General features: G+C 59.3%; 24 protein-coding genes and 1 pseudogene. 14 read left to right on the plus strand and 11 right to left on the minus strand.

Going from position 1 to position 23,947, the window contains the following annotated elements:
- Window positions 1-122: 122 nt before the first annotated feature.
- The 10 genes and pseudogenes from gshB to rsmI all read right to left on the minus strand — a co-directional run bounded on the left by gshB (window position 123) and on the right by rsmI (window position 8,246).
- On the minus strand, window positions 123-1,082 hold the full coding sequence (gshB, locus tag ACIK7D_RS06645; protein ID WP_003503823.1) for a glutathione synthase: 960 nt from the start codon (window positions 1,080-1,082) through the stop codon (window positions 123-125).
- Window positions 1,083-1,325: 243 nt separating this feature from the next.
- A complete protein-coding gene (locus tag ACIK7D_RS06650) occupies window positions 1,326-1,838 on the minus strand; it encodes a cupin domain-containing protein (RefSeq protein WP_080818111.1) in 513 nt (170 codons plus the stop codon).
- A gap of 109 nt (window positions 1,839-1,947) precedes the next feature.
- A complete protein-coding gene (locus tag ACIK7D_RS06655) occupies window positions 1,948-3,048 on the minus strand; it encodes a sn-glycerol-3-phosphate import ATP-binding protein UgpC (RefSeq protein WP_400155897.1) in 1,101 nt (366 codons plus the stop codon).
- 10 nt (window positions 3,049-3,058) lie between these two features.
- Window positions 3,059-3,901 (minus strand): sn-glycerol-3-phosphate ABC transporter permease UgpE, encoded by an 843-nt coding sequence (gene ugpE / locus ACIK7D_RS06660; protein ID WP_003520108.1) that lies wholly within the window; start codon window positions 3,899-3,901, stop codon window positions 3,059-3,061.
- An 11-nt stretch (window positions 3,902-3,912) separates the two neighbouring features.
- Window positions 3,913-4,881, minus strand: a complete 969-nt coding sequence (locus tag ACIK7D_RS06665; RefSeq protein WP_170985783.1) for an ABC transporter permease subunit — start codon at window positions 4,879-4,881, stop codon at window positions 3,913-3,915.
- 83 nt (window positions 4,882-4,964) lie between these two features.
- Window positions 4,965-6,263: an extracellular solute-binding protein gene (locus tag ACIK7D_RS06670; protein ID WP_080818117.1), complete on the minus strand. Its 1,299-nt coding sequence runs from the start codon at window positions 6,261-6,263 to the stop codon at window positions 4,965-4,967.
- 120 nt (window positions 6,264-6,383) lie between these two features.
- Window positions 6,384-6,548: pseudogene (locus ACIK7D_RS06675) on the minus strand (DapH/DapD/GlmU-related protein); the annotation flags it as partial.
- A 208-nt stretch (window positions 6,549-6,756) separates the two neighbouring features.
- Window positions 6,757-7,029: a maltose acetyltransferase domain-containing protein gene (locus tag ACIK7D_RS06680; RefSeq protein ID WP_400155898.1), complete on the minus strand. Its 273-nt coding sequence runs from the start codon at window positions 7,027-7,029 to the stop codon at window positions 6,757-6,759.
- Complete coding sequence (locus ACIK7D_RS06685; protein ID WP_400155899.1) at window positions 6,947-7,315, minus strand: YraN family protein; 369 nt, start codon at window positions 7,313-7,315, stop codon at window positions 6,947-6,949. Before ACIK7D_RS06685 ends, ACIK7D_RS06680 begins: the two co-directional genes overlap by 83 nt.
- Window positions 7,305-8,246 carry a 16S rRNA (cytidine(1402)-2'-O)-methyltransferase gene (rsmI, locus tag ACIK7D_RS06690; protein WP_135398030.1) on the minus strand — a complete coding sequence of 314 codons (942 nt, stop codon included), beginning with the start codon at window positions 8,244-8,246 and terminating at the stop codon, window positions 7,305-7,307. The genes ACIK7D_RS06685 and rsmI overlap by 11 nt, the downstream gene beginning before the upstream one ends.
- 268 nt (window positions 8,247-8,514) lie before the next feature.
- Here rsmI and dnaN point away from each other — a divergent pair, with 268 nt between their 5' ends.
- From dnaN to ACIK7D_RS06720, 6 genes are all read left to right on the plus strand, one after another.
- Window positions 8,515-9,633: a DNA polymerase III subunit beta gene (gene dnaN / locus ACIK7D_RS06695; RefSeq protein ID WP_080818129.1), complete on the plus strand. Its 1,119-nt coding sequence runs from the start codon at window positions 8,515-8,517 to the stop codon at window positions 9,631-9,633.
- Between the two features lie 194 nt (window positions 9,634-9,827).
- The gene (pmtA, locus tag ACIK7D_RS06700; protein ID WP_003520115.1) at window positions 9,828-10,421 is read left to right on the plus strand and encodes a phospholipid N-methyltransferase PmtA; all 594 of its coding nucleotides are present in this window, start codon (window positions 9,828-9,830) and stop codon (window positions 10,419-10,421) included.
- A 95-nt stretch (window positions 10,422-10,516) separates the two neighbouring features.
- Complete coding sequence (locus ACIK7D_RS06705) at window positions 10,517-11,113, plus strand: histidine phosphatase family protein (RefSeq protein WP_137004265.1); 597 nt, start codon at window positions 10,517-10,519, stop codon at window positions 11,111-11,113.
- A 4-nt stretch (window positions 11,114-11,117) separates the two neighbouring features.
- Window positions 11,118-11,825 carry an orotidine-5'-phosphate decarboxylase gene (gene pyrF / locus ACIK7D_RS06710; protein ID WP_400155900.1) on the plus strand — a complete coding sequence of 236 codons (708 nt, stop codon included), beginning with the start codon at window positions 11,118-11,120 and terminating at the stop codon, window positions 11,823-11,825.
- 20 nt (window positions 11,826-11,845) lie between these two features.
- On the plus strand, window positions 11,846-12,133 hold the full coding sequence (locus ACIK7D_RS06715; RefSeq protein WP_065654603.1) for a DUF1330 domain-containing protein: 288 nt from the start codon (window positions 11,846-11,848) through the stop codon (window positions 12,131-12,133).
- Window positions 12,134-12,254: 121 nt separating this feature from the next.
- Complete coding sequence (locus ACIK7D_RS06720; protein ID WP_400155901.1) at window positions 12,255-13,235, plus strand: complex I NDUFA9 subunit family protein; 981 nt, start codon at window positions 12,255-12,257, stop codon at window positions 13,233-13,235.
- A gap of 608 nt (window positions 13,236-13,843) precedes the next feature.
- On the opposite strand, the gene ACIK7D_RS06725 is transcribed toward ACIK7D_RS06720, so the two are convergent.
- Window positions 13,844-14,650 (minus strand): undecaprenyl-diphosphate phosphatase, encoded by an 807-nt coding sequence (locus ACIK7D_RS06725; RefSeq protein ID WP_080852772.1) that lies wholly within the window; start codon window positions 14,648-14,650, stop codon window positions 13,844-13,846.
- A gap of 159 nt (window positions 14,651-14,809) precedes the next feature.
- Here ACIK7D_RS06725 and ACIK7D_RS06730 point away from each other — a divergent pair, with 159 nt between their 5' ends.
- The 8 genes from ACIK7D_RS06730 (at window position 14,810) to ACIK7D_RS06765 (ending at window position 23,944) form a co-directional block, all read left to right on the plus strand.
- Entirely contained in the window at window positions 14,810-15,502 is a 693-nt protein-coding gene (locus ACIK7D_RS06730; RefSeq protein WP_003520121.1) for a glutathione S-transferase family protein, read from the plus strand.
- Window positions 15,503-15,632: 130 nt separating this feature from the next.
- On the plus strand, window positions 15,633-16,784 hold the full coding sequence (queG, locus tag ACIK7D_RS06735; protein ID WP_137004263.1) for a tRNA epoxyqueuosine(34) reductase QueG: 1,152 nt from the start codon (window positions 15,633-15,635) through the stop codon (window positions 16,782-16,784).
- Between the two features lie 3 nt (window positions 16,785-16,787).
- On the plus strand, window positions 16,788-17,660 hold the full coding sequence (locus ACIK7D_RS06740; RefSeq protein WP_137004262.1) for an SDR family oxidoreductase: 873 nt from the start codon (window positions 16,788-16,790) through the stop codon (window positions 17,658-17,660).
- 428 nt (window positions 17,661-18,088) lie between these two features.
- Window positions 18,089-18,457, plus strand: a complete 369-nt coding sequence (locus tag ACIK7D_RS06745) for a septal ring lytic transglycosylase RlpA family protein (RefSeq protein ID WP_059759243.1) — start codon at window positions 18,089-18,091, stop codon at window positions 18,455-18,457.
- A 61-nt stretch (window positions 18,458-18,518) separates the two neighbouring features.
- Window positions 18,519-19,808: an RsmB/NOP family class I SAM-dependent RNA methyltransferase gene (locus tag ACIK7D_RS06750; RefSeq protein WP_400155902.1), complete on the plus strand. Its 1,290-nt coding sequence runs from the start codon at window positions 18,519-18,521 to the stop codon at window positions 19,806-19,808.
- Window positions 19,809-19,963: 155 nt separating this feature from the next.
- A complete protein-coding gene (locus ACIK7D_RS06755; protein ID WP_020812392.1) occupies window positions 19,964-21,241 on the plus strand; it encodes an imelysin family protein in 1,278 nt (425 codons plus the stop codon).
- Window positions 21,242-21,299: 58 nt separating this feature from the next.
- Entirely contained in the window at window positions 21,300-22,823 is a 1,524-nt protein-coding gene (locus tag ACIK7D_RS06760) for a di-heme oxidoredictase family protein (RefSeq protein WP_400155903.1), read from the plus strand.
- Complete coding sequence (locus ACIK7D_RS06765; RefSeq protein ID WP_400155904.1) at window positions 22,823-23,944, plus strand: imelysin family protein; 1,122 nt, start codon at window positions 22,823-22,825, stop codon at window positions 23,942-23,944. Before ACIK7D_RS06760 ends, ACIK7D_RS06765 begins: the two co-directional genes overlap by 1 nt.
- The last annotated feature ends 3 nt before the right edge of the window (window positions 23,945-23,947 follow it).

The following is a 23,947-nucleotide window of genomic DNA, read 5'->3' on the forward strand; positions in this document are numbered from 1 at the left end:
GCAACGTGCCACAGGGCAAAGAATAAAACAAGAACATCCAGCGAACAATTTCTCGCTGGCGATGTATTTTAGTTGTATCTAGTTGTACTCGCGGAACAAAGCTGGATCGGCGTAAGCTCGCCTCAGAAATCCTGCGCTTCGCGCTTTTTCTCGATCGCATCCCACAACAGGCTTGCGACATCCGCACCACCGAATTTCCGCACTTCGCGAATGCCGGTCGGCGAGGTGACGTTGATTTCCGTCATATAGTCGCCAATCACATCGATGCCGACGAAAAGGAAACCACGTTCCCGCAAGGCAGGGCCGATGCGGCGGCAGATTTCCTTCTCGCGCGCCGTCAGTTCCGTCGGTTCCGGCCGGCCGCCGGCATGCATGTTGGAGCGGGCGTCGTTTTCCGCCGGCACTCGGTTGATTGCGCCAACCGGCTCGCCATCTACCAGGAGGATGCGCTTGTCGCCCTTGCGGACGTCAGGCAGATATTGCTGGGCGATGTAAGGCTCGCGGAACATCTGACCGAACATCTCCAGCAGCGAGGAGAAATTGCGGTCGTCGCGCGCGGAATGGAAGACGCCGGCGCCACCATTGCCATAAAGCGGCTTGAGGATGATATCGCCCATTTCATTGCGGAAGCGGGCGATTTCCTCGACGTCCTTGGTGATCAGCGTCTTCGGCATCAGATCGGCGAATTCGGTGACGAAAATCTTTTCCGGCGAGTTGCGGACCCAGGCGGGATCGTTGACCACCAGCGTTTTCGGATGAATGCGTTCCAGCAGATGGGTCGAGGTGATATAAGCCATGTCGAATGGGGGATCCTGACGCAGATGGATGACATCCATGGTCGACAGATCGACGCGCTCCGGTTCGGACAGGGAGAAATGATCGCCCTTGATGTCGCGCAGTTCCATCTGCTCGACAGTGGCGTAAATCTTGCCATCGCGCATGGAGAGGCGCTCAGGCGTATAGTGGAACAACCGGTATCCGCGGGCCTGCGCCTCAAGACTCATGGCGAAGGTGGAGTCACCGGCGATATTGATGCCGGAGACATGATCCATCTGGATCGCGACGTTCTTGATCTTCGCCATGCGCATGTTCCTCTTGCAGCATGCGGACGCTTTGCCGGCCCGCGGTGCCCATTGCCTCGCCTTTTCAAGCTTCCCTGCAGGACCGGTAGAAACCCGGAAATGCTTCAGAAAACCCTGAAGATGTAGGGCAGCGCCCATTCAAAGGCAACTGCTGCAAGCGGTGGTTCGTGTGAGTTTTATTGAACCTTCACAATTCCGTCGGCGAAGCCATGCAGGCCCCGCCGACTGGAATGTTTTATGGGTTCAGGCCGCCAGCTTATAGGAACGGCCGGCAAACAGCTTGTTCTTGACGCGATAGGCAAGCGCCAGCGCCTTGGGGAACGGACGGCGCATGAAGGCAACCTTGCGGACATAATCATCCACCCGCCAGGTGGCCCATGTTCCCGCAGGGAAATAGGCGACATCGCCGACCCGCAGGATGCTGATGGAACCGTCTTCCGCGGTCACATGCACTTCGCCTTCGAGAATATACACGGTTTCATCCCAACCGAAGAACCAGCGGAACTCACCCGCTGTGCAATCCCACATGGCGGTGCTGGAGGCACGGTCGCCGCTTCTGGAATGATCCGCCGCGCGCGCCTGGGGGTTACCGGAAATGATCCATTCCGGATTGATGGGGGCCGGCTGAAGCCGCAGATCGGTGCAAGATGCGCTGACGACAGCTTCGTCTTTTGACCGGCGCAAATAGGCCGGCAATATCGGCACCGTGCGGATCGCCATGGTTGCCGCGGCAGCGAACATCATTTTGAAGGACATATTAGAAAACCCCCGTGAAATATTGGAGGTCTTCTATCATCGGGATCGTAACGAAGCGGTTTTGACAATCGGCGCAATTTTAGTCATCGCGCCGATTTCTGCGAAGCACTCAGGCCGTCGCCAGTTGCGTGGGCTGCGTCGCCAGCTGCTCCGCTTTGCCGGCAATGCGCTTGCCGGTTTCGCTGGAGAAGAAATGCAGTTTTTCCGGCGCTATCGTGACGGAGAGCGCAGACGGAACCTCGACATCCGGCGGGAAAGCAACTGTCAGGCTCTGGTCGCCGATCATGCCGTGGATAAGGCGCTGCGAACCCAGTTCCTCGATATAATCGACCCGAAGCGGGAAGCCCTGCTCACCTGCCGCAGCAAGGCGGAAATCCTCAGCCCGCATGCCCACCGTCACGGGGCCGGAGGCAGGTGCGAAACCGTTGAGCGCAAAGAGCGACGGACCGATGGCGAGGCTATCGCCATGCAATTCGGCGTTCAGCAGGTTCATGGCGGGAGAGCCAATGAAACTCGCAACGAAGGTCGAGGCAGGCGTATGATAGACATCCAGCGGCGCGCCGATCTGTTCGATACAGCCGCCATTCAGCACCACAAGACGATCGGCGAGCGTCATGGCCTCCAGCTGATCGTGGGTGACGTAGATCGAGGTGGTGCCGAGACGCTTTTGCAGGCGCTTGATCTCGCCGCGCATGGAAACGCGCAGCTTGGCATCGAGGTTGGACAAAGGCTCATCGAACAGGAAGGCCGCCGGTTTGCGCACGATGGCGCGACCCATGGCGACGCGTTGCCGCTGGCCGCCGGAAAGGGCGCGCGGCTTGCGATCCAGATAGGGTTCGAGCTGCAGCATACGCGCGGCTTCGGCCACACGCGCATCGATCTCCGTCTTCGGCGTCTTGCGGTTCTTCAACCCGTATTCCAGGTTCTGGCGCACCGACATATGCGGATAAAGCGCATAGTTCTGAAACACCATGGCGATATCCCGGTCAGCCGGATCGGCCTGATTGACCACCCGGTCGCCGATCTTCACCGTGCCTTCGGAAATATCCTCAAGCCCTGCGACCATGCGCAGAAGCGTGGATTTGCCGCATCCGGAGGGCCCGACCAGAACGATGAACTCGCCGTCCCTGATGTCGATATCGACGTGGTGCACGGCGCGCACGCCGCCATGATAATCCTTGCAGACCTGACTGATTTCTATCGCGGCCATTTCGGTCTCCTTATTTATCGCTTTCGGTCAGGCCCTTGATGAACCAGCGCTGGAAAATGACGACGATCAGCACCGGCGGCAGCATGGCCAGCACGGCGAGCGCGAAAGCTTCGTTGTAATCGGGAATTTGCGAACCGACCCAGACCTGCAGGATCGACTTGATGCCGCGCATCAGGGTGAAGAAGCCCTCATCCGTCGTCATCAGCATGGGCCAGAGATACTGGTTCCAGCCATAAACGAACATGATGATGAAGATCGCCGCCATCATGGTGCGGGACAGCGGGATGAGAACGTCGATGAAGAATTTCACCGGCCCTGCGCCGTCAATGCGGGCAGCCTCCAGCAACTCCTCTGGCACGGATTTGAAGAACTGCCGGAAATAGAAGGTGCCTGTCGCCGAAGCAAGAAGCGGCACGATGAGGCCGGTATAGGAGTTCAGAAGCCCAAGTTTGCTCATCACCTCGTAGGAGGGCATGATGCGCACTTCGAGCGGCAGAAGCAGCGTGGTGAAAATGATCCAGAAGGCGAGCGTTGCAAACCGGAAACGGAAATAGACGATCGCATAGGCCGCCGTCATCGACAGGACGATCTTGCCGACGGCAAAACCGATGCCGAGGATCAGCGAATTCAGCACCATATTGAGACCCGTGATCTGCCCGGTGAAGCCGCCCTTCTGGGTCAGGACCTTTTCATAAGTCTCGATGAAATTGTCGCCGGGAACCATCGTCAGACCGCTGCGGTGGATTTCCGCAGCGGTGTGGGTGGAGGTCATGAAGGCCACGATGACCGGTAGTATCAGGAACAGCGCGCCGATGATCAGCACCAGATGATCGAGGGGTTTTGTCTTGTACATGGTCTTTTCCCTCAATTGTAATGGATGCGCTTTTCGATGAAGCGGAACTGGATGATGGTGAGAACGAAGACGACCAGCATCAGGATGACGGACTGGGCCGAAGAGCCACCGATGTCATTGCCGCGGAAACCGTCGAGAAACACCTTGTAGACCAGCGTGATCGGATTGTTGGCGGCCTTGTCCTTCACCATCACGTCGATGACGCCGAATGTGTCGAAGAGCGCATAGGTGATGTTGATGATCAGCAGGAAGAAGGCCGTGGGCGCCAGAAGCGGCATGATCACAGTCCAGAACCGGCGAAAGCCCGAGCGGCAGTCGATGGCGGCGGCTTCCCGCACCGAGACCGGCACGCCCTGAAGACCCGAAAGGAAGAAGATGAAGTTGTAAGGGATCTGCTTCCAGACCGCGACGACGATCATGGCGAAGGCCGTATCGAAATAATTGAGGCCGACCTTCATGTCCCAGCCGAGGAATGCGGCCATTTTGACGAAGGGGCCGATATGCTGGTCGAAAAACATCATGCCGATGAGACCGGCGACCGGCGGCGCGATGGCATAAACGGAAATCAACAGCGTCTTGTATGTCGAGCTGCCGCGAATGACCGCGTCGGCCTTGACGGCGAGCAGCAGGCCAAGCGCCAGCGAAAAGAAGGTGACCAGCACGGTGAAGACAACCGTGAATTTGGCGATGCTGAGATATTCGGGGCTGAAGATCGCATCCGAATAATTGGCAAGTCCGACGAAGGAAGCGCCGAAGCCGAACGGGTCTTCGATATAGAAGGACGAATGTATGGCCTGAACCGATGGCCAGTAGAAGAAGATGAAAATCACCGCAAGCTGCGGCGCCAGAAACAGGTAGGGTACGTAGGACGAGGAGAACTGCACGCGCTTCATGCCGGCGTCGGCAGGTTTGGCTGGCTTTCCAGCCTTTGCGGACCAGCCGGACAAAAACCGGCGCGGTTGAGACGATGTATAGGCCACGCTTGCGCTTCCTTATCCGAGAGCGAGCCTCCCTTCCGTGGGAAAGGAGGCTCGGCAATGGTCATTGGTTTCGAAACAGACGATCAGCCGGCCGTCTTGGCGAAACGGGCGAGCAGGTCGTTGCCTTCCTTCTCGATGATCTCGAAAGCAGCCTTCGGCGTAACTTCGCCGGAGAAGATGCGGTTATATTCGCGTTCCATGACGGCGCGGATCTGCGGGTAGAAGCCGAGGCGGTAGCCCTTCGACCATTCGCCGCCCGGCAGCGAGAGCTGCTGGATACCGACTTCCGCGACCGGCTTTTCCTTGTAGTAGCCTTCAGCCTTGGCCTTTTCGTAAGCCGCCTTGGTGATGGCGACGTAACCGGTTGCCTTGTGGTAGAAGACCTGGATTTCCGGCGAGGTCAGGAACTGGAAGAAGTCGGCCACGCACTTGTTTTCTGCTTCAGACTTGCCAGACATTGCAAAGAGCGCAGCGCCGCCGATGAAGGAGTTGGTGCCGGCACCCTTGATGGAGCCCCAGTAAGGAAGGAAGGTTGCCGAGAACGGCATGGTCGCCGTCTTCTGCAGGCCGCCGAAGGAGCCCGAGGAACCGATCCAGAAGGCGACCTTGCCTTCTTCGAAGGGCTTCTGGTTGTCGTTCCAGCCGGCGCCGTAATAGGCGAACAGGCCCTTGTCTTTCCAGTCCTTGAGCTTGTCGAACATCATGACGAGGTTCGGGTCGGTGACCTTGAGTTTGGTGTCGGTGACGCTGTCGTAGCCGTTATTGTTGGTGGCGAACTGGATGTTGTTGCGGGAGAAGAAGTTCTCCGTGAACTGCCAGGTGAGCTGCGACTGAACGAGCGGAATGTAGCCGGCTTCCTTCAGCTTCGGCGCAACCTGCTCGAACTCTTCCCAGGTCTTCGGGGCTTCGACGCCGGCCTTCTTCAGGGCTTCGTCATTGACGTACATGATGGGAGCGGAGGAGTTGAACGGCATGCCGACAAACTTGCCGTCAGCGGCAGCGTAGAAATAACGCACGCCGTTGATGAAGGCGTCGCGGTCGAACTTGTAACCGGCCTTGTTGATGAGGTCTTCGGCGGGAATGACAGCGCCCTTGGCGTTGATGATGGTGGCGGCGCCAGCATCGAAAACCTGGAGGATGTTCGGCTGTTCGCCGGAGCGGAAAGCAGCGATGCCGCTGGCCAGGGCTTCTTCGTAGGAGCCCTTGGAAACCGGCGTCAGAGCGCATTCTTTCTGGGCTTCGTTGAACTTCTGGGCGACTTCGTTGATGACTTCGCCATTGCGGCCGCCCATGCCGTGCCACCAGGTGATGTTGGTAGCAGCCATGGAAGACGTCGCCGAAATGCTGACGGCCACTGCGGCCATGGAAATCTTCTTCAACATTACTAAATCCTCTCCACCATTTATTGGGATGAGGATGCGAATAGAGACGTTCCATGACGCCTCTTTGACAGTTCCATGTCAGATTTATTACAGCGACTGACGAAAATCTCAGTCGGCCATGCGCTTTATGGGCCGAGCCGGATTTCCGACCACCGTAACCCCCGGCGGCACATTGCGCGTCACCACCGAACCGGCGCCGACAATCGCTCCGTCACCGATGGTGATGCCAGCCAGAAGGATCGCTCCGCCGCCGATCCAGACATCACGGCCGATCGTGACGGGCTTTGCGATTTCAATGCCTTGCGCGCGCGGCACCGGGTCCAGATGGTGTTCCGCACAATAGATCTGCACCGCAGGCCCCAGCATCGCGCCGTCGCCTATCGTAACTTTCGCGGAATCGAGAATGGTGCAGCCGGCATTGAGATAAACATTTTTGCCCAGCGTGATGTTGAAACCGTAAGCGCAATGAAACAGCGCTTCGATAAATGCCCCTTCACCAACAGAAGCGAAAAGAGCCCGTAGCAAGGGGGCCATTGCCCCCGCGCCCATCCGGCGGCATCGTATTGTGCTGGTGGACGGCCCCTCGTGCCCGCCAGCGCAATATATCCAGCTCGGCATCCATGCAGCTGTACCATTCGCCCGCGGCCATTTTTTCCCGCTCGGTGGACATTGTCTCCCTCCCCTCAAAAGGCGTCGATAAAATGCTGCGGCAGGCGTCGCGGCAAAACGGCGATGATATCGAAACGCAGTGAAAACCGCGCTGCATCCTTGCGACGGGCGAGCCATAGATCGGCCGCCGCCCGAATGCGCTGCTGCGAATGGAAACCAACGGCATCCACCGCACCCGCGCCGGACGTTCGCGCCTTGACCTCGACGATGGCGACGAGGTCCTTCTTGCGGGCGATGAGATCGATTTCCCCCAGCCGGGTGCGATAACGAATGGCGAGGATGCGATATCCCTTCAGCAGCAGATAAAGAGCCGCCCAATATTCCGCGGCATGGCCGCGTCGCTCGGCCTTGCGCCTTTTATTGCTTCGCCCGTCAGCGGCCATCCGTTTCCTTCATGTCCAGCAGCCTTTGATAAAGCTCCTTGCGCGGCAGGCCCGTCAGCTTTGCGGCTTCGCCTGCCGCCTTGGCGGCGGGCATGGTGGCGACGAGATCCTTCAGCAGTTTCTCGACATCCTCGATATCGGGAATCTCGTCATAGGAGGGCGGCTCCACCAGAAGCACGATCTCACCCTTCACCACACGGTCGCCATCGTAATAATCCGCAAGCTCGCCCAGCGTGCCGCGCCGGAACTCCTCGAAGGTCTTGGTCAGCTCGCGGCAGACCACGGCGCGGCGGTCGCGGCCGAGCACTTCGGACGCGACCTTGACGGAAGCGCCGATGCGATGCGGCGATTCAAAGAAGATCAACGTGGCCGGGATTTTCGCGAGTTCAGCAAAACGGTCGCGCTTGCCGCGATCCTTCACCGGCAGGAAGCCCGCAAACAGGAAAGCGTCGCTCGGCATTCCCGAACCCACGAGGGCGGCGAGCGGTGCGGATGCTCCCGGCACCGGCACGACACGGTGCCCAGCCTCGAGCGCGAGCTGGCCGAGGCGGTAACCGGGATCGGAAACGAGCGGCGTTCCGGCATCCGAGACCAGCGCCACGGATTTTCCCGCCTCGAGCGCCGCAATGAGCTTCGGCCCCGCTTCGTTTGCATTGTGCTCATGATAGGCGAGCGGGCGGGTGCGGATGCCGTAACGTTCGAGCAGGATGCGGGTGACGCGGGTATCCTCGCAGGCGAGAACATCGGCCGAGGCCAGCGTTTCCAGCGCGCGGATGGTGATATCGCCAAGATTGCCGATGGGCGTGGCCACGAGATAAAGCGCCGGCTCCAGCGGCCGCGCCGGAATGGTGGCAGTGCCGATCCTGAAGCTCTTGGTCGCCTCTCTCATGTCGCTGTTCGATATGTCTTCCGTCACTCGGCTTCCAATCATTCTGGCCGATCCTGTCAGGCCGGTCGCTCTGGTTTACCCCTCTTTATGGGCAATAGAAAACAGGCGAACAAGGTCCATGAGCGGTGCCAGCCTGTGGATCATGCTGTATAGCAGCAAAATGACCCGCCGCAGATGCACTCGGCTCTTGCATTTCCTGCAATAACTCTGCCATTTTGCCCGTCCACATTATCCGGCTTTCTGGCCGGTGAAGACTCTTCTTGCCGATCCGGCGGTGGCCGGTTCGCAACGGTTGAAAGCGGTAGCGTCCATGCGTATTACTCTTGAGCGGTCGAACCTTCTGAAATCGCTGAACCACGTCCACCGGGTCGTCGAGCGTCGCAACACGATCCCGATCCTGTCCAACGTCCTGCTGCGCGCCTCCGGCGCCAATCTGGACATGAAGGCGACCGACCTCGATCTCGAAATCACCGAAGCGACGCCGGCCATGGTGGAGCAGGCAGGCGCCACCACCGTGCCGGCGCACCTGCTCTATGAAATCGTGCGCAAGCTGCCGGACGGTTCCGAAGTGCTTCTGGCCACCAATCCGGACGGCTCCTCGATGACGGTCGCCTCCGGCCGTTCGAAATTCTCGCTGCAATGCCTGCCGGAAGCGGACTTCCCGGACCTGACGGCCGGCACCTTCAGCCACACCTTCAAACTGAAGGCGACCGACCTGAAGATGCTGATCGACCGGACGCAATTTGCGATCTCGACCGAAGAAACGCGCTATTACCTGAACGGCATCTTCTTCCATACCATCGAAAGCAATGGCGACCTGAAGCTGCGCGCCGTCGCGACCGATGGTCACCGCCTGGCGCGCGCCGATGTGGATGCGCCTTCCGGCTCCGAAGGCATGCCGGGCATCATCATTCCGCGCAAGACCGTCGGCGAGTTGCAGAAGCTGATGGACAACCCGGAACTGGAAGTCACGGTTGAAGTTTCGGATGCGAAAATCCGCCTGACCATCGGCTCGGTCGTTCTGACCTCGAAGCTGATCGACGGCACCTTCCCGGATTATCAGCGCGTGATCCCGACCGGCAACGACAAGGAAATGCGGGTCGATTGCCAGACCTTCGCGCAGGCTGTCGACCGCGTCTCCACCATTTCCTCCGAACGCGGCCGCGCCGTAAAGCTGGCGCTGACAGAGGGGCAATTGACGCTAACCGTCAACAATCCCGATTCGGGAAGTGCTACGGAAGAAGTCGCCGTTGGCTACGACAATGATTCGATGGAAATCGGCTTCAACGCCAAATATCTGCTCGACATCACCTCGCAGCTGTCCGGCGACGACGCGATTTTCCTGCTGGCCGACGCCGGCTCGCCGACGCTCGTTCGCGACACCGCTGGCGATGATGCGTTATATGTTTTGATGCCGATGCGCGTTTGAAAACGCGAATTTCTCATCGGTTTCATCCAAAACGCCGGGGAACTGCTTCACCGGCGTTTTTTGATTCGGCCGAAGAAGGTTTCCCGTCGGAAGTGAATTTTTCCAGTTACGACATTTTGCCTTGTTTTTGCGCCAAATGGGATCAACATTGCGTAACAGTTTTTTGACAATGACCAAAAGCATCTGAGGGAACTATGGCACTTAACCTGAAGCAACGGCTTGAACAGAAATTTGAAGAAGAAATCCGCTTTTTCAAGGGCATGGTCAGCCAGCCGAAAAAAGTCGGGGCCATTGTGCCGACATCGTCGATCACGGCGAAAAAAATGGCGAGTGTCATCAATCCCCATTCCGGCCTGCCGGTTCTCGAACTCGGCCCCGGCACGGGTGTCATCACCAAGGCCATTCTGGCGCGCGGCATCAAGCCGGAGAACCTGACCGCCATCGAATATTCGACCGATTTCTACAACCAGCTGCTCAGGAGTTATCCGGGCGTCAATTTCGTCAATGGCGACGCCTTCGATCTCGATGCGACGCTTGGCGAACACAAGGGCCAGATGTTCGACAGCGTCGTTTCCGCCGTGCCGATGCTGAATTTCCCCATGGCCGCCCGTATCAAGCTTCTCGACGAATTGCTGAAGCGCGTGCCCCATGGCCGCCCTGTCGTGCAGATATCCTACGGCCCGATTTCCCCCATCGTCGCGCAGCCGCATCTCTACCACATCCGCCATTTCGATTTCATCGTGCGCAATATTCCGCCGGCGCAATTGTGGACCTATACGCGGGCCTGATATTCGACAGAGTGCCGGAACCCGTCATTTCCCGGTCGTGACGAATGGTTAGGGTGTCGATTTGCCCTTTCCATCGCCCTTGAGGACCGATTGCCATGCATGCGCTCTACATCACCCACCCCCAGGTCAAGATCGATCCGGCTGTTCCCGTTCCCGAATGGGGGCTTTCGGACAGGGGTGCCGAGCGGACGCGTGAGGCAAGCCACCTGCCCTGGGCACGGTCATTGCGCCGCATCGTTTCCAGCGCCGAGACCAAGGCGATCGAAACCGCCCGCATCCTGGCTGAAACCTCCGGGGCGGAAATGGACATCGTCGAGGCGATGCACGAAAATGACCGGTCCGCCACCGGTTTCCTGCCGCCGCCGGAATTCGAAAAGGCGGCGGACTGGTTCTTCGCCCATCCCGAGGAGAGTTTTCACGGCTGGGAGCGTGCAATCGACGCTCAGGCAAGGATCGTCGGGGCAGTCAAAGCCATTCTTGACCGGCACGACCCGCAGCAGCCGATTGCCTTTGTCGGCCATGGTGGCGTGGGTACGCTTCTGAAATGCCATATCGAAGGCCGCGGCATCAGCCGCAGCAAGGACCAGCCGCCCGGTGGCGGCAATCTCTTTCGCTTCTCCATCGCCGACTTTTCACTTGCAGCCGCGTCCCCCACATGCGACTGGACGGCAATGGAAACATGGCAGGGATAAGACAATGACCGCGCGCGAAAAACTCATCGTCGGGCTGGATGTTCCGACTGTGCAGCAGGCCGAAGACATCGTGTCGAAAATCGGCGACGAGGTTCTGTTCTACAAGATCGGTTATCAGCTGGTCTTTGCCGGCGGTCTCGAATTCGCGCGCGACCTTGTCCAGAGCGGCAAGAAGGTCTTTCTCGACATGAAACTGCTCGACATCGACAACACCGTCGCCTCCGGTGTCGAAAACATCGCCCGCATGGGTATGTCGATGCTGACGCTGCATGCCTATCCCAAAGCGATGCGCGCTGCCGTCAAGGCCGCCGAAGGCTCCGGTCTCTGCCTGCTGGGCGTCACCGTGCTGACCTCGATGGACGACGTCGATCTCGCCGAGGCGGGTTATGCCCTTGACGCCCGTTCGCTGGTGCTGCGCCGGGCGGAGCAGGCAAGCGAGGCGCGCATGGGCGGCATCGTCTGTTCGGCGGAAGAATCGACCGCCGTGCGCGAAATCCTCGGTCCGGACCTTGCCGTCGTCACCCCCGGCATTCGCCCGGCCGGCGCAGATCTCGGCGATCAGAAGCGGGTGATGACACCCTACGACGCCATCAAGGCCGGATCGAGCCATCTGGTGGTCGCCCGGCCGATCGTCAGGGCGGAAGACCCGAAAGCGGCGGCCCGCGCCATTCTTGACGACATGCTGCGCGCCAGCTTTCCGGCCAATCAGTAACGACAATCGGAGGAGATGAAATGGCAAAGGGATATTGGATCGCCCGCGTCGATGTGCGCGACAGTGAGCGTTACAAGGACTATGTCACGACGGCTAAGCCCGCATTCGAGCGGTTCGGCGCCAATTTCCTGGCCCGTGGCGGTGCACTGACCGAGCTGGAGGGCAAGGCGCGTGCACGCAACGTCATCATCGAGTTCCCCTCGGTGCAACACGCCATCGACTGCTATAATTCTCCCGAATATCAGGCCGCGGCCAAAATCCGCCAGGAAGTCGCGGATGCGGAGATGATGATCGTCGAAGGAATTTGACGTCCGTCAACCGCATTTCCCGAACCGGCTTTTAGCCTCGCGACAACATCTCTTCACGCGCGCGCGGCTTTGGGCTAAGAGACTGAAAAACGCTTTATCGACAGCTTCTGAGGAGCCTCCCATGACCTTGGCCAACCTTCCACCCCTCGTCACCGTTTTCGGCGGTTCGGGTTTTGTCGGGCGGCATGTCGTGCGGATACTTGCGAAGCGCGGTTATCGCATCCGCGTCGCCGTGCGCCGCCCGGATCTCGCCGGTTTCCTGCAGCCGCTCGGCAATGTCGGGCAGATTTCCTTCGCCCAGGCGAACCTGCGTTATCGCGATTCCATCGTCAAAGCCGTGGAAGACGCCGACCATGTGGTCAATTGCGTTGGCATCCTGACCGAAAGCGGCCGCAACACCTTTGACGCCGTACAGGAATTCGGCGCGAAAGCCATTGCCGAGGCGGCCCGCGATGCCGGCGCCACGCTGACGCATATCTCCGCCATCGGCGCGGATGCCAGTTCGTCGACCGGTTATGGCCGCACCAAGGGCCGCGCCGAGGCCGCCATTCATTCCATCCTGCCTGGCGCCGTGATCCTGCGCCCGTCGATCATTTTTGGACCGGAAGACGATTTCTTCAACAAGTTCGCAAAAATGGCCCGCAGCATGCCGTTCCTGCCGCTGATTGGTGGCGGGAAAACCAGGTTCCAGCCGGTCTATGTCGAAGATGTCGCGGAAGCCGTCGCTCGCAGCGTCGACGGCAAGCTGAAGCCCGGCGCCATTTACGAACTCGGTGGCCAGGACGTCATGACTTTCCGCGACTGTCTTGAGGCGGTTCTTGCTGCAACGTACCGCCAGCGTCCTTTCGTGGACCTGCCTTTCGGTATCGCCTCGACGATCGCCAAGATCACTTCGCTAGTACCGCTGATTAAGCCGCCGCTTACGGTCGATCAGGTGACCATGCTGAAAAAGGACAATGTCGTTTCCGCTGACGCCGAAAAGAACGGCCTGACGCTGGAAGGCATCGGCATCACCCCCGTTTGCGTCGCGTCCATTCTGCCTTCCTACATGGTGCAATATCGCCCTCACGGCCAGTTCTCCAATGCCGGAAAAGCGGCCTGAAGCCCACCTTCAGCCTCATCGACCATAAACGAAAGCGGGAGCCATTCCCGCTTTTTGTTTTTGCGCAATTCAATTGCAACCAAACCGCTATTCGTGCATTTCCCCCTCAACTGCAGGGGAGGTGTTGAATGAACGAGGGCTGTTTTGCAAAGCCGGGTAAAAGTTAACGGCGGTCCGGCCTCCACAGGCAAGCGTGGCACAAGCGCAACTGTGGAAAAGACTTCGTATTAACCCGGTATTCAACAAGCTGCTTTATTGATATTCGCCACATTCCAAACATATCCCGACCACTCAATTCACACAGGGCGGCATGATCCGCGCGAACGAACGTCTGAAAGGCAATCATAAAATGGGCAGATCTATCGCACTCTTTTTTGCGTGTGCGGCTTTGGTGGTTCTGGCGGGTTCTTTCATGGCGCCGGGAACGGTTGCAGCGGGTAAGAGCGGTTGCGCTCCCGCCTATGGCGTCGACCCCTGCGCAACGGCTTCGATCAGCACCAACTGATTGGCCTTTAAAAGTTTCAAAGAAAAAGCGCCGCCGGTTCTCCGGGGGCGCTTTTTCTTTTTCTGTTCGTTCGTCGCGAACGGAGATTATTCCCGCCCCTGGTTCAACCCAGAACCAGAAGCGCGATCAGGCCCAGCGAACCGATGGCGATGCGCCACCAGGCGAAGGGTGCAAAGCCCCGCCGCGATACGAAATCCAGCAGGGAGCGAACGACGAAGAGGCCCGAGACGAAAGCGGCGATGAAACCCACGGCGATCAGCGCGCCATCATCGAAGCTCAGCGCATCGCGGTTCTTGTAAAGATCGAGCGTGAAAGCGCCGAGCATGGTCGGCATCGCCAGGAAGAACGAAAATTCAGCGGCGGAGCGCTTGTCCGTTCCCATCAGCAACGACCCGACGATTGTGGCGCCGGACCGCGATGTGCCGGGAATCATCGCAAGGCACTGGAAGAGGCCGATCTTGAAGGCGAGCGACGGCGGATAATCCATGATGTCGGTATATTTCGGTTTCAGGGGCATGCGGTCGACGCCGAGCAGAATGACGCCGCCGATGATCAGCACCACGCAGATGAGCATCGGCGTTTCAAACAGCACGGTCTTGATGAAGTCATGCGCCAAAGCGCCGATTATCGCCGCCGGCAGGAAAGCGAGAGCGACGGCCAGCACGAAGCGGCGCGCTTTCGCGCTTGTCGGCAGAGCGAGCGCAATCGACACAAGCTTTTGAAAATAAACAAGAAGGATCGCAAGGATCGCACCAAGCTGAATAAGAACGGCAAAGGTGTTGCCGGGTGATTTGAAGCCGAGGAAATGCCCGGCCAGCAGCACGTGCGCCGTTGAGGAGACGGGAATGAACTCCGTCAGACCCTCGATAATGCCCAGCAGAAGCGCGCTGATGATCGATTGGTCACCCATGAGGTATCCTTCTTTTCAGGGGGAAAGTGGCAATGGAAGGCAATTGCGTTAAACTTGTTTTAAAGTAGCCAAGCTCTTATAGCGTCTTGATGAAGCGAAACTGAAAAAGTTTTTCGGCAAATGCCGATCATGACAACCAATCGTAAAAATTGAGTACCGATGCCAACTCTCTATCACTCTCCGATGTCGACCGCATCCCGGTTCGTTCGTCTGATTCTCGCGGAATACGGGTTCCAGACCGATCTCGTGGAGGAGCAACCGTGGGAAAGACGGCGGGAGTTTCTGGCGCTCAATCCGGCCGGCACCCTGCCGGTCTATCTGGACGACAATATGCGCTCGCTGAGCGGGCCTTATGTGCTTGCGGAATTTCTTGATGAAACGCATGGCGTTCTGAAGCGCGACCGTCGGCTTCTTGCCGAAGACCCGTTTCAGCGCGCGGAAATCCGCCGGCTGACGGAATGGTTTCTGCAGAAGATGGAAAACGATGTGACCCGGCCGCTGGTGCGGGAACGGGTCTATAAATTGCAGATGACGGCAGCGCAGGGTGGCGGACCGCCGGATTCCAAGCTGCTGCGCACCGCCCGCAACAACATTCGCCAGCACATCAAATATCTGGAATGGCTGGCCGGTTCACGCACCTGGCTTGCCGGCGACCGGTTGAGCTATGCCGATCTTGCCGCGGCTGCCGCGGTCTCGGTGCTGGATTATCTCGGTGAGATCAACTGGCTCGAAGCGCCGATTGCCAAGGAATGGTATCAGCGGGTGAAATCCCGGCCTTCCTTCCGGCCGTTCCTCAGCGAACGCATTCCGCGCCTTGCCCCTTCCTCCCACTACGCCGATCTGGACTTCTGAGGTCTGGCCTCGGGGTTATTTGCTGTGGCGTGCGGCTGTATCTAAAGCATGTCATTGTCCCGAAACCGCTGCGCACTTTCGGGCGACATGCATTATATATGCCGCAGAATAACCCGCAGGAGAGACGACCATCGACGTCGCGAGCGAAAAGCAGCGGATACGCGCGCGTAAACTGACGGACTTCGTTCGTCAGGAAGCGCTTTCGCTTGGCTTCGATCTCTGCCGCATCACTGCCCCAGACAGCATTCCGCTCGCACCCGAACGGCTGAGGCAATTTCTCGACAATGGCTATCACGGCACGATGGCGTGGATGGAAGAAACCGAGGCCCGCCGGGCAGAGCCGAAAACGCTCTGGGGAGACGTGCGCTCCATCGTCATGTTCGGGCTGAACTACGGCCCCGAGGAAGACCCACGCGGCCTGCTTTCCAAACCCGACAAGGCGGCCATTTCGGTCTATGCCCGCAATCGCGATTATCACGACATCATCAAGGGGCGGTTGAAGGAAATCGCTACCCGTTTTGCCGCGCGCGCCGGTGAGGATGTGAAAGTCTTTGTCGATACCGCACCCGTAATGGAAAAACCGCTTGCCGCCGCCGCCGGTCTCGGCTGGCAGGGCAAGCACACCAACCTCGTCAGCCGCACCCATGGTTCGTGGCTGTTTCTCGGCAGCATGTTCACCACGGCCGAACTCTGTCTTGACGAGGCTGAGAGGGACCATTGCGGCTCCTGCCGCGCCTGTCTCGATGCCTGTCCGACGGCCGCCTTCCCCGCTCCCTATCAACTGGATGCGCGCCGCTGCATTTCCTATCTCACCATCGAGCACAAGGGGCCGATCCCGCACGAATTCCGGCCCATGATCGGTAATCGCATCTATGGCTGCGACGATTGCCTTGCCGCCTGTCCGTGGAATAAATTCGCCGCCAGCGCCTCCGAAATGAAATTGCAGGCGCGCGAGGATCTGAAGGAACCTTCCATCGCCTTCCTGCTCACGCTCGATGACGCCGCCTTTCGCGGTTTTTTCAGCGGCTCGCCCGTGAAGCGCATCGGCCGCAATCGCTTCATCCGCAACGTGCTGATCGCGGCGGGCAACTCCGCAGACCGGCAATTCGTGGAACAATGCAAAGCACTTGCCGAAACCGACCCTTCGCCCGAAGTACGCGGCATGGCCGCATGGGCTTTGTCACGGCTTATGGACAGGGACGAATTCCGTACATACTCTGCCGGTCGCGCGCCGGAGCCTGATCCGGAGGCGGAAATGGAATGGCAACTGGCAGAGGCGTGACGCATGCATGTGATGATTTTCGGCGCGGGATATTCGGGAAAAGCGATCGCTAAGGCGCTAAGAACCGAAGCGGCAAGCGTTTCCGGCACCACACGCAGCCAGGAAAAGTTTCCAAACCTCGTCGCCGCAGGCATGACGCCGTTGCTCTTCGATGGCGTTCAGCTCAATGACGAACTCGTCGCCGCAATGGGCAATGTCACGCATCTCGTACAATCCGTCGCGCCGGGCAAGGAGGGCGATCCGCTGCTTGCGCTTCTGGGCGGCGATCTGAAAAAGCTCATGCCCAATCTGAAATGGGTCGCTTATCTTTCCACCGTCGGCGTTTATGGCGACCATGGCGGCGCCTGGGTGGACGAGACAACGCCTTGCCGCCCGGTCTCCGCGCGATCCGTGGAACGGGTGGCTGCGGAAACCGCCTGGACTGCGGCAGCGGAAAAGGCGGATGTGCCGCTTTCCATCCTGCGCCTTTCCGGAATTTACGGCCCCGGACGCAATGCCTTCATGAATTTCGAGAAGGGAACGGCGCGGCGGCTGGTGAAAAAAGACCAGGTGTTCAATCGCATCCGGGTCGAGGATATCGGTGCCGCACTTGCCTTTCTGGCACGGAAAAACGAACGCGGCATCTTCAACGTGACCGACGACGAACCCTGCCCGCCGCAGGATGTGGTGAGCTTCGCAGCAGCGCTGATGGGGGTGGAACCGCCGCCCGAGCAGGCCTTCGAGACCGCCGATCTGACGCCGATGGCGCGCTCTTTTTATGGCGAGAACAAGCGCGTTTCCAACGCCAGAATACGCGATCTCGGTTTCGATTTCCGCTTTCCGGAGTACAGGTTCTCCCTCAGACAATTGTGGCAAAACGGCCTCTGGCGGGGCTGAAAAATCCCACCCTGAAAAGCGATGAAAAATCCTTCCAATCCCGCTTTTGCGGATGGTTTTCGTCTTATTTCAGCCAATTAGGATTTTATTAACCATCCAAAAATCGCTAAAATCGTAGTCATTAGAAAAATATTTCACTCACATTTCGTGAACTGGATTCACGAAGCCGTGACCCGCAACAGCATTTCCGTTATCCATTGATTCTGCGTTATTTTTTCGAGCTTCTGACCGGGATGTCCTGCCGACGGCTTTCCGGCTAACGATCACGAATATTACAGACTGTAACAGTTCGTGATTTGAGGTCAGCTTTTTTTCGCCATTTTTCCCTCGCCCTACAATCTCGCATCAAAAGGCGTTCAGGCCAGTTCATGGCCGTTTAGCAAGGGCACAATCAATCGGCGCGGGGCCGATTTTCAGGGAAGCACAGTTTGTTGAATATCCGTCGTATAACTTTCACCGCTGCAACTATCGCCGCCTGTTCCATCATTGCGCCTCTTCAGGCGAATGCGGCAAATGGTTGTGGAGGCGCATCGTGGTATGCGTTGACCTCCAAGACTGCTTCGGGCGAGCGCATGAACGCCGCCAACCTGACCGCCGCCCACCGCTCGCTGCGGTTCGGCACCAAGGTCAAGGTTACCAATGCGCGCAATGGCAAGGCCGTTGTGGTGCGCATCAATGACCGTGGGCCGTTCATCAAGGGCCGCGTTCTCGATCTTTCCAAGGCAGCCGCCAAGAACATCGGCATGATCAACTCCGGCACCGCCAAGGTCTGCTACGAGGTCGTCAAGGCCGATTGAGCCTTGCCCTCGCCGCCATTCGCGTCTACCAACCGGGCTTAGCACAAGAACGAGGTAGACAATGCGTTTAGGCGGGCGTTTGGCCGGAGCAATCGAAGTATTGGCGGATATTGAGGGACGCAGGCGTCCCGTCGCCGATGCTCTGAAAGATTGGGGCCTTGCCCATCGTTTCGCCGGTTCCGGCGACAGGGCCGCAATCGGCAACATTGTCTATGACGCGCTGCGCATGAAACTGTCGCACGCCTGGCTGATGGATGACGACAGCGCCGCCTCGCTTGGTTATGCCGTGCTGCTGCGCCAATGGGGCAAGAGCTTTTCGGACCTTTCGTCGGAATTCGACGGCGACAAATTCGCCCCCGCCGCACCGGATGAACAAAGGCAGCAGGCCTTTCTGTCCCGTTCCCTCGGTGAAGCACCGGCCCATATTCAGGGCGACATACCCGAATGGGTACAATCCTCCTTCGAAACCGCCTTCGGAGAGCGCTGGCTCGCCGAGGCGCAGGCGCTGAACGAGCGGCCCACGCTTGATCTGCGCGCCAACACCTTGAAAGCGACACGTGACAAGGTGCTGAAGGCTCTGGAGGAAAGCGGCGCGGAAGCCACACATATCGCCCGGCAGGGCGTGCGCATTCCCGCCGGCGAAGGTCCTTCCCGCCTGCCGAACGTCACCGCCGAACTGTCCTTCCAGAAGGGCTGGTTCGAAGTGCAGGACGAGGGTTCGCAGATCGTTGCCGATCTTGCCGGTGCGCATGAAGGCGAACAGATCCTCGATTATTGCGCGGGCGGCGGCGGCAAGACGCTGGCCATGGCGGCCAGCATGAACAATAAGGGCCAGGTCCACGCCTTTGACGCTGACCGCAAGCGCCTTGCGCCGATCATCGAACGGCTGAAGCGGGCCGGCACGCGCAATGTGCAGGTACACGACCGCGCCTCCGGCCTGACGCCGTTCCAGGAAAAATTCGACCGCGTTCTGGTGGACGCGCCCTGCACCGGCACCGGGACATGGCGTCGCCGGCCCGACACCAAATGGCGGCTGACGGCCCGTAATCTGGAGGAGCGCGTGCAGCAGCAGGGCGAGGCGCTTTCGCAGGCCAAGGGGTTCGTACGCCCGGGCGGAGAGCTGCTTTATGTTACCTGTTCGGTACTTCCCGAAGAAAACGAGCAGCAGGTAAGGCGTTTCTGCGCGGAAAATCCGGAATTTTCCATCGGCTCCGCACTGGAACGCTGGCAGACGACTTTCGGCGGCAACGCGAATAAACCGCATTCTTCCGACGGCAAGACAGTGACGCTGACGCCTGCAACCACAGATACGGATGGCTTCTTCTTCTGCTTGATGAAACGCAAAGCATAACACCGTCTTTGCAAGCACTGATTTTACTTGGAAAACAACACCAGGTCTTGTTTCAAAGCATTCTAAACTAGAATGTTTGACACAAGTTTGTGATTGGGTCAGAACTCGCTTGCCGCGGCGCGAAGTCATTTCGCGCCTGCCGAAGGAGAGGGATCATGATCCGCAAAACCATTCTTAGCGCTTCTTTTGCGCTTCTTGCCGCATCTGCGGCTTTCACCGCGCTTCCCGCCCGGGCCGCCACCGACGCGGCCGCCGTCGTCAAGCATTATGCCGATGTCGCGCATGCGAAATATGAGGATTCGCTGACCACGGCGAAGGCGCTGGACAAGGCCATCGATGCACTGATCGCAACGCCGAGCGAAGAAACCCTGAAGGCCGCCCGCGAAGCATGGATCAAGGCCCGCGTTCCCTATCAGCAGTCGGAAGTCTATCGTTTCGGCAACCCGATCGTCGACGATTGGGAAGGCAAGGTGAATGCCTGGCCGCTGGATGAAGGCCTGATCGACTATGTCGACGGTTCTTACGGCACGGAAAGCGACGAGAACGAGCTTTACGTTGCCAACATCATCGCCAATCCGAAGATCAAGATCAGCGGTGAAGAGGTCGACGCCTCCAAGATCACCCCCGAGCTGATCGAAAGCCTGCACGAGGCGGGCGATGTCGAAGCCAATGTGACGACCGGGTACCACGCCATCGAATTCCTGCTCTGGGGTCAGGATCTGAACGGCACCGGACCGGGCGCCGGCAACCGCCCCTACACCGATTACGACAAGGCGAAATGCACGAACGGCAATTGCGACCGCCGCGCCGACTACCTGAAATCCGCCTCGACCCTGCTGATCAAGGATCTTCAGGAGATGGTGGATGCCTGGGCGCCGGAAGGCGAAGCCACGAAAACGGTGGAAGCCGATCCGAAAGCGGGCCTGACCGCCATTCTCACCGGCATGGGTTCGCTCTCCTATGGCGAGCTGGCGGGTGAACGCATGAAGCTCGGCCTTCTGCTGCACGATCCGGAAGAGGAGCATGATTGCTTCTCCGACAACACCTACAATTCGCATCTTTACGACGCGATCGGCATCGCCTCGGCCTATACCGGCGACTATACCCGTGTGGACGGAACGAAGATGACGGGCGCCTCGCTGTCGGAACTGGTCGGCGCCAAGGACAAGGCGCTGAACGACGAGATGCTGGCGAAGCTGAACAAGACGCTCGACGCCATGCATGCAATGGAAAAGCGCGCGCAGACCGTCGAGGCCTATGACCAGATGATCGGCGAAGGCAACAAGGAAGGCAACGCCGTGGTTCAGACGGCCATCGACGGCCTTCTCGACCAGACGAAGACCGTCGAACGCGTCATCGCGGCGCTCGATCTCGGCAAGATCGAGCTTGAAGGCTCCGACAGCCTCGACAATCCGAACGCCGTCTTCAAATAAGCGGTAAAACGGGCCGCAGATCGCTGCGGCCCGTCACTTTTCACCCGCCCTTATTGTCATGCAATTTTTGCTGCCGCCGATCCGCAAGCCATTCTTCTTCGCCGGGGCAGCCTGCCTTGTGGCGTCGATGGCGCTTGCCGAACCGCTGCGCGACGACCTGACGGAGAACGATCGAAGCCGCGTGCTGGCCGTGACTGCGCCAACGACGGATTTTACCCGGCCGGAACCTTTCGAGGCCATGGCCGGCGGAGCGACGACCAGCGTCAGCAAGGCCGACAGTGGCGCGTTTTCGCATCCTTCCGCCACCATGCCGCTCGAGCGGAAGCAGGATTTCAAGCTCGGCAATGCGCTGTTCCAGAAGCTCTGGGTCTCCTCTCCGTCCTCCACACAGGCCTCGGACGGGCTCGGGCCGCTCTTCAACGCCCGATCCTGCCAGACCTGCCACGTGAAGGATGGCAGGGGTCGACCGCCTCTTGCCGGAGAAGACGCCGTCTCGCTGTTTCTACGGCTGGCGCGACCGGCGCGCAATGAGGCCGAACAACAGGCCATTGCCAGCCACCAGACCTTAAATTTTCCCGATGAGACCTATGGCCGGCAGCTTCAGAACCTGGCCATTCCCGGTCTCGCCGCCGAAGGCAAGCCGGTCATCGCCTATACGGAAGAACCGGTTCAGCTGGCGGATGGCGAGGTGGTGATGCTGCGCAAGCCCGACTATGCCGTGGCGAACCTGCAATATGGTCCGCTTGGCGCCGACACGACGCTTTCGGCGCGCATCGCCATGCCCACCCTCGGTCTTGGCCTGATCGAGGCCATTGCCGAGGCCGATATTCTGGCCCAGGCCGACCCGGACGACAATGATGGCGACGGCATTGCCGGGCGTCCCGCATGGGTCAAAGACCATCGGACCGGCGAGGTGAAACTCGGGCGGTTTGGCTGGAAAGCGCAGAATGCGAGCGTGCGAGACCAGAGCGCCAGCGCCTTCTCCCACGATATCGGCGTTTCCACGCCGGATGCGCCGAATGCCTATGGCGACTGCACGGACGTCCAGAAGGACTGTCTTGCCATGCCGACCGGCGTGCAGCCCCGGCTCGGGCCGGTGGAGGCGCCCGACCCGGTTCTCGACCTCGTGACCTTCTACACCGAAAATCTCGCCGTGCCGCGCCGCCGCAATGTCGATGATCCGACGGTCCTGCAGGGAAAGCAGCTTTTCTACGCCTCAGGCTGCACCGCCTGCCACGCCCCGAAATTCGTCACACGCCGCGACGCTGCCGACCCCATTCATTCTTTCCAGCTGATCTGGCCCTATTCCGATTTTCTGCTGCATGACATGGGCGAAGGACTTGCCGATGGCCAGCAGGTAGGAGAAGCAAATGGCAGACAGTGGCGAACCCAGCCGCTCTGGGGCATAGGCCTGACGCAAAAGGTCAATGGCAACGGTTTTTACCTGCATGACGGCCGGGCGCGCAGCCTGCCGGAAGCGATATTGTGGCACGGCGGCGAAGGGCAAAAAGCGCGCGACGCCTTTGCCGCCTTGCAAAAATCCGACCGGCAGGCTTTGCTGGCCTTTCTGGAGTCCCTTTGATGAAAAATGCCATGCGAAAAATTTCCGGCGTCCTGTCCGTGCTGCTGCTTCTGACCACGCCGCCGGCAAGGGCGCAGGATGTGGAGCTGATGCCGCCGCCGCCGCTCGACCCGGTTCAGGTGCGGGGCGTGATGGAAAAGGCGGTGAACGGTTTCATCCGTCCCGGCTATGATCGCTTCCGGCAGTCGGCGGAGACGCTGGAAAGCCGCATGAAAGCTTTCTGCACCGCTCCCTCCGAAACGACGGCAGCGGCGGCCAAGGCTGCCTTTGTCGATACGGTGTCAAGCTGGTCGACCATCGAGATCGTTCGTGTCGGCCCCGTCATCGAGAAGAACCGTTTCGAACGTGTGCTTTATTATCCCGACAAGAAGGGTCTCGGGCTGAAACAGGTGCAGCGTTATCTTACCGAAAAGGATGAAAGCGTCACGAGTGCGGATGGTCTGAGCGGCAAGAGCGTTGCGGCGCAGGGGCTCGGCGCTCTTGAGTTCGTGCTTTACGGAACCGGGGCGGAAGAACTGCTAGACAGGAAGGGTGATTTCCGCTGCCGTTACGGTGCGGCCATCGCCGGTAATATCGCCAATGTGGCGGCAGAACTTTCCGACAGCTGGAATGCGCCCAACGGTGCCTTGAAAAACTGGACGCAGCCCGGAGCGGACAACCCCGTCTTTCGTGACGAGCGCGAGGCGCTTGTTGCTCTGCTCGGCATTCTCGTCCATGGCTCCGAAGCCATTCGCGACCAGCGGATCGAAACCTTCTACAAGGGGCCGGATAAGGCAAGATTTCCCCGCACCGCCATTTATTGGCGCTCCGGCCTGACATGGCAGAGCATTTCCACCAATATCAAGGCGGTTCAGACGCTGCTGCACACGGCAGATATGGTGGAACTCGTACCGCCCGATCAGCGCTCCATCGTCAACTCCATCGATTTCATCGCCAAATCGATGATCCGCGTTGCCGGGACAATCGATACGGATGTGCAAAAGGCGCTGGATCAGGGCGATCAGCGCGCCAAGGTGGATTATCTGCTGCTCAACGGCAAAGACCTGATCTACCGCTTGAACGATCAGTATGGCGGCGCCATCGGCCTCAGCTCCGGCTTTTCCTTCGCCGATGGAGACTGAGCC

This window comes from Agrobacterium sp. P15N1-A, assembly GCF_044626815.1.
Taxonomy (GTDB): Bacteria; Pseudomonadota; Alphaproteobacteria; order Rhizobiales; family Rhizobiaceae; genus Agrobacterium; species Agrobacterium leguminum.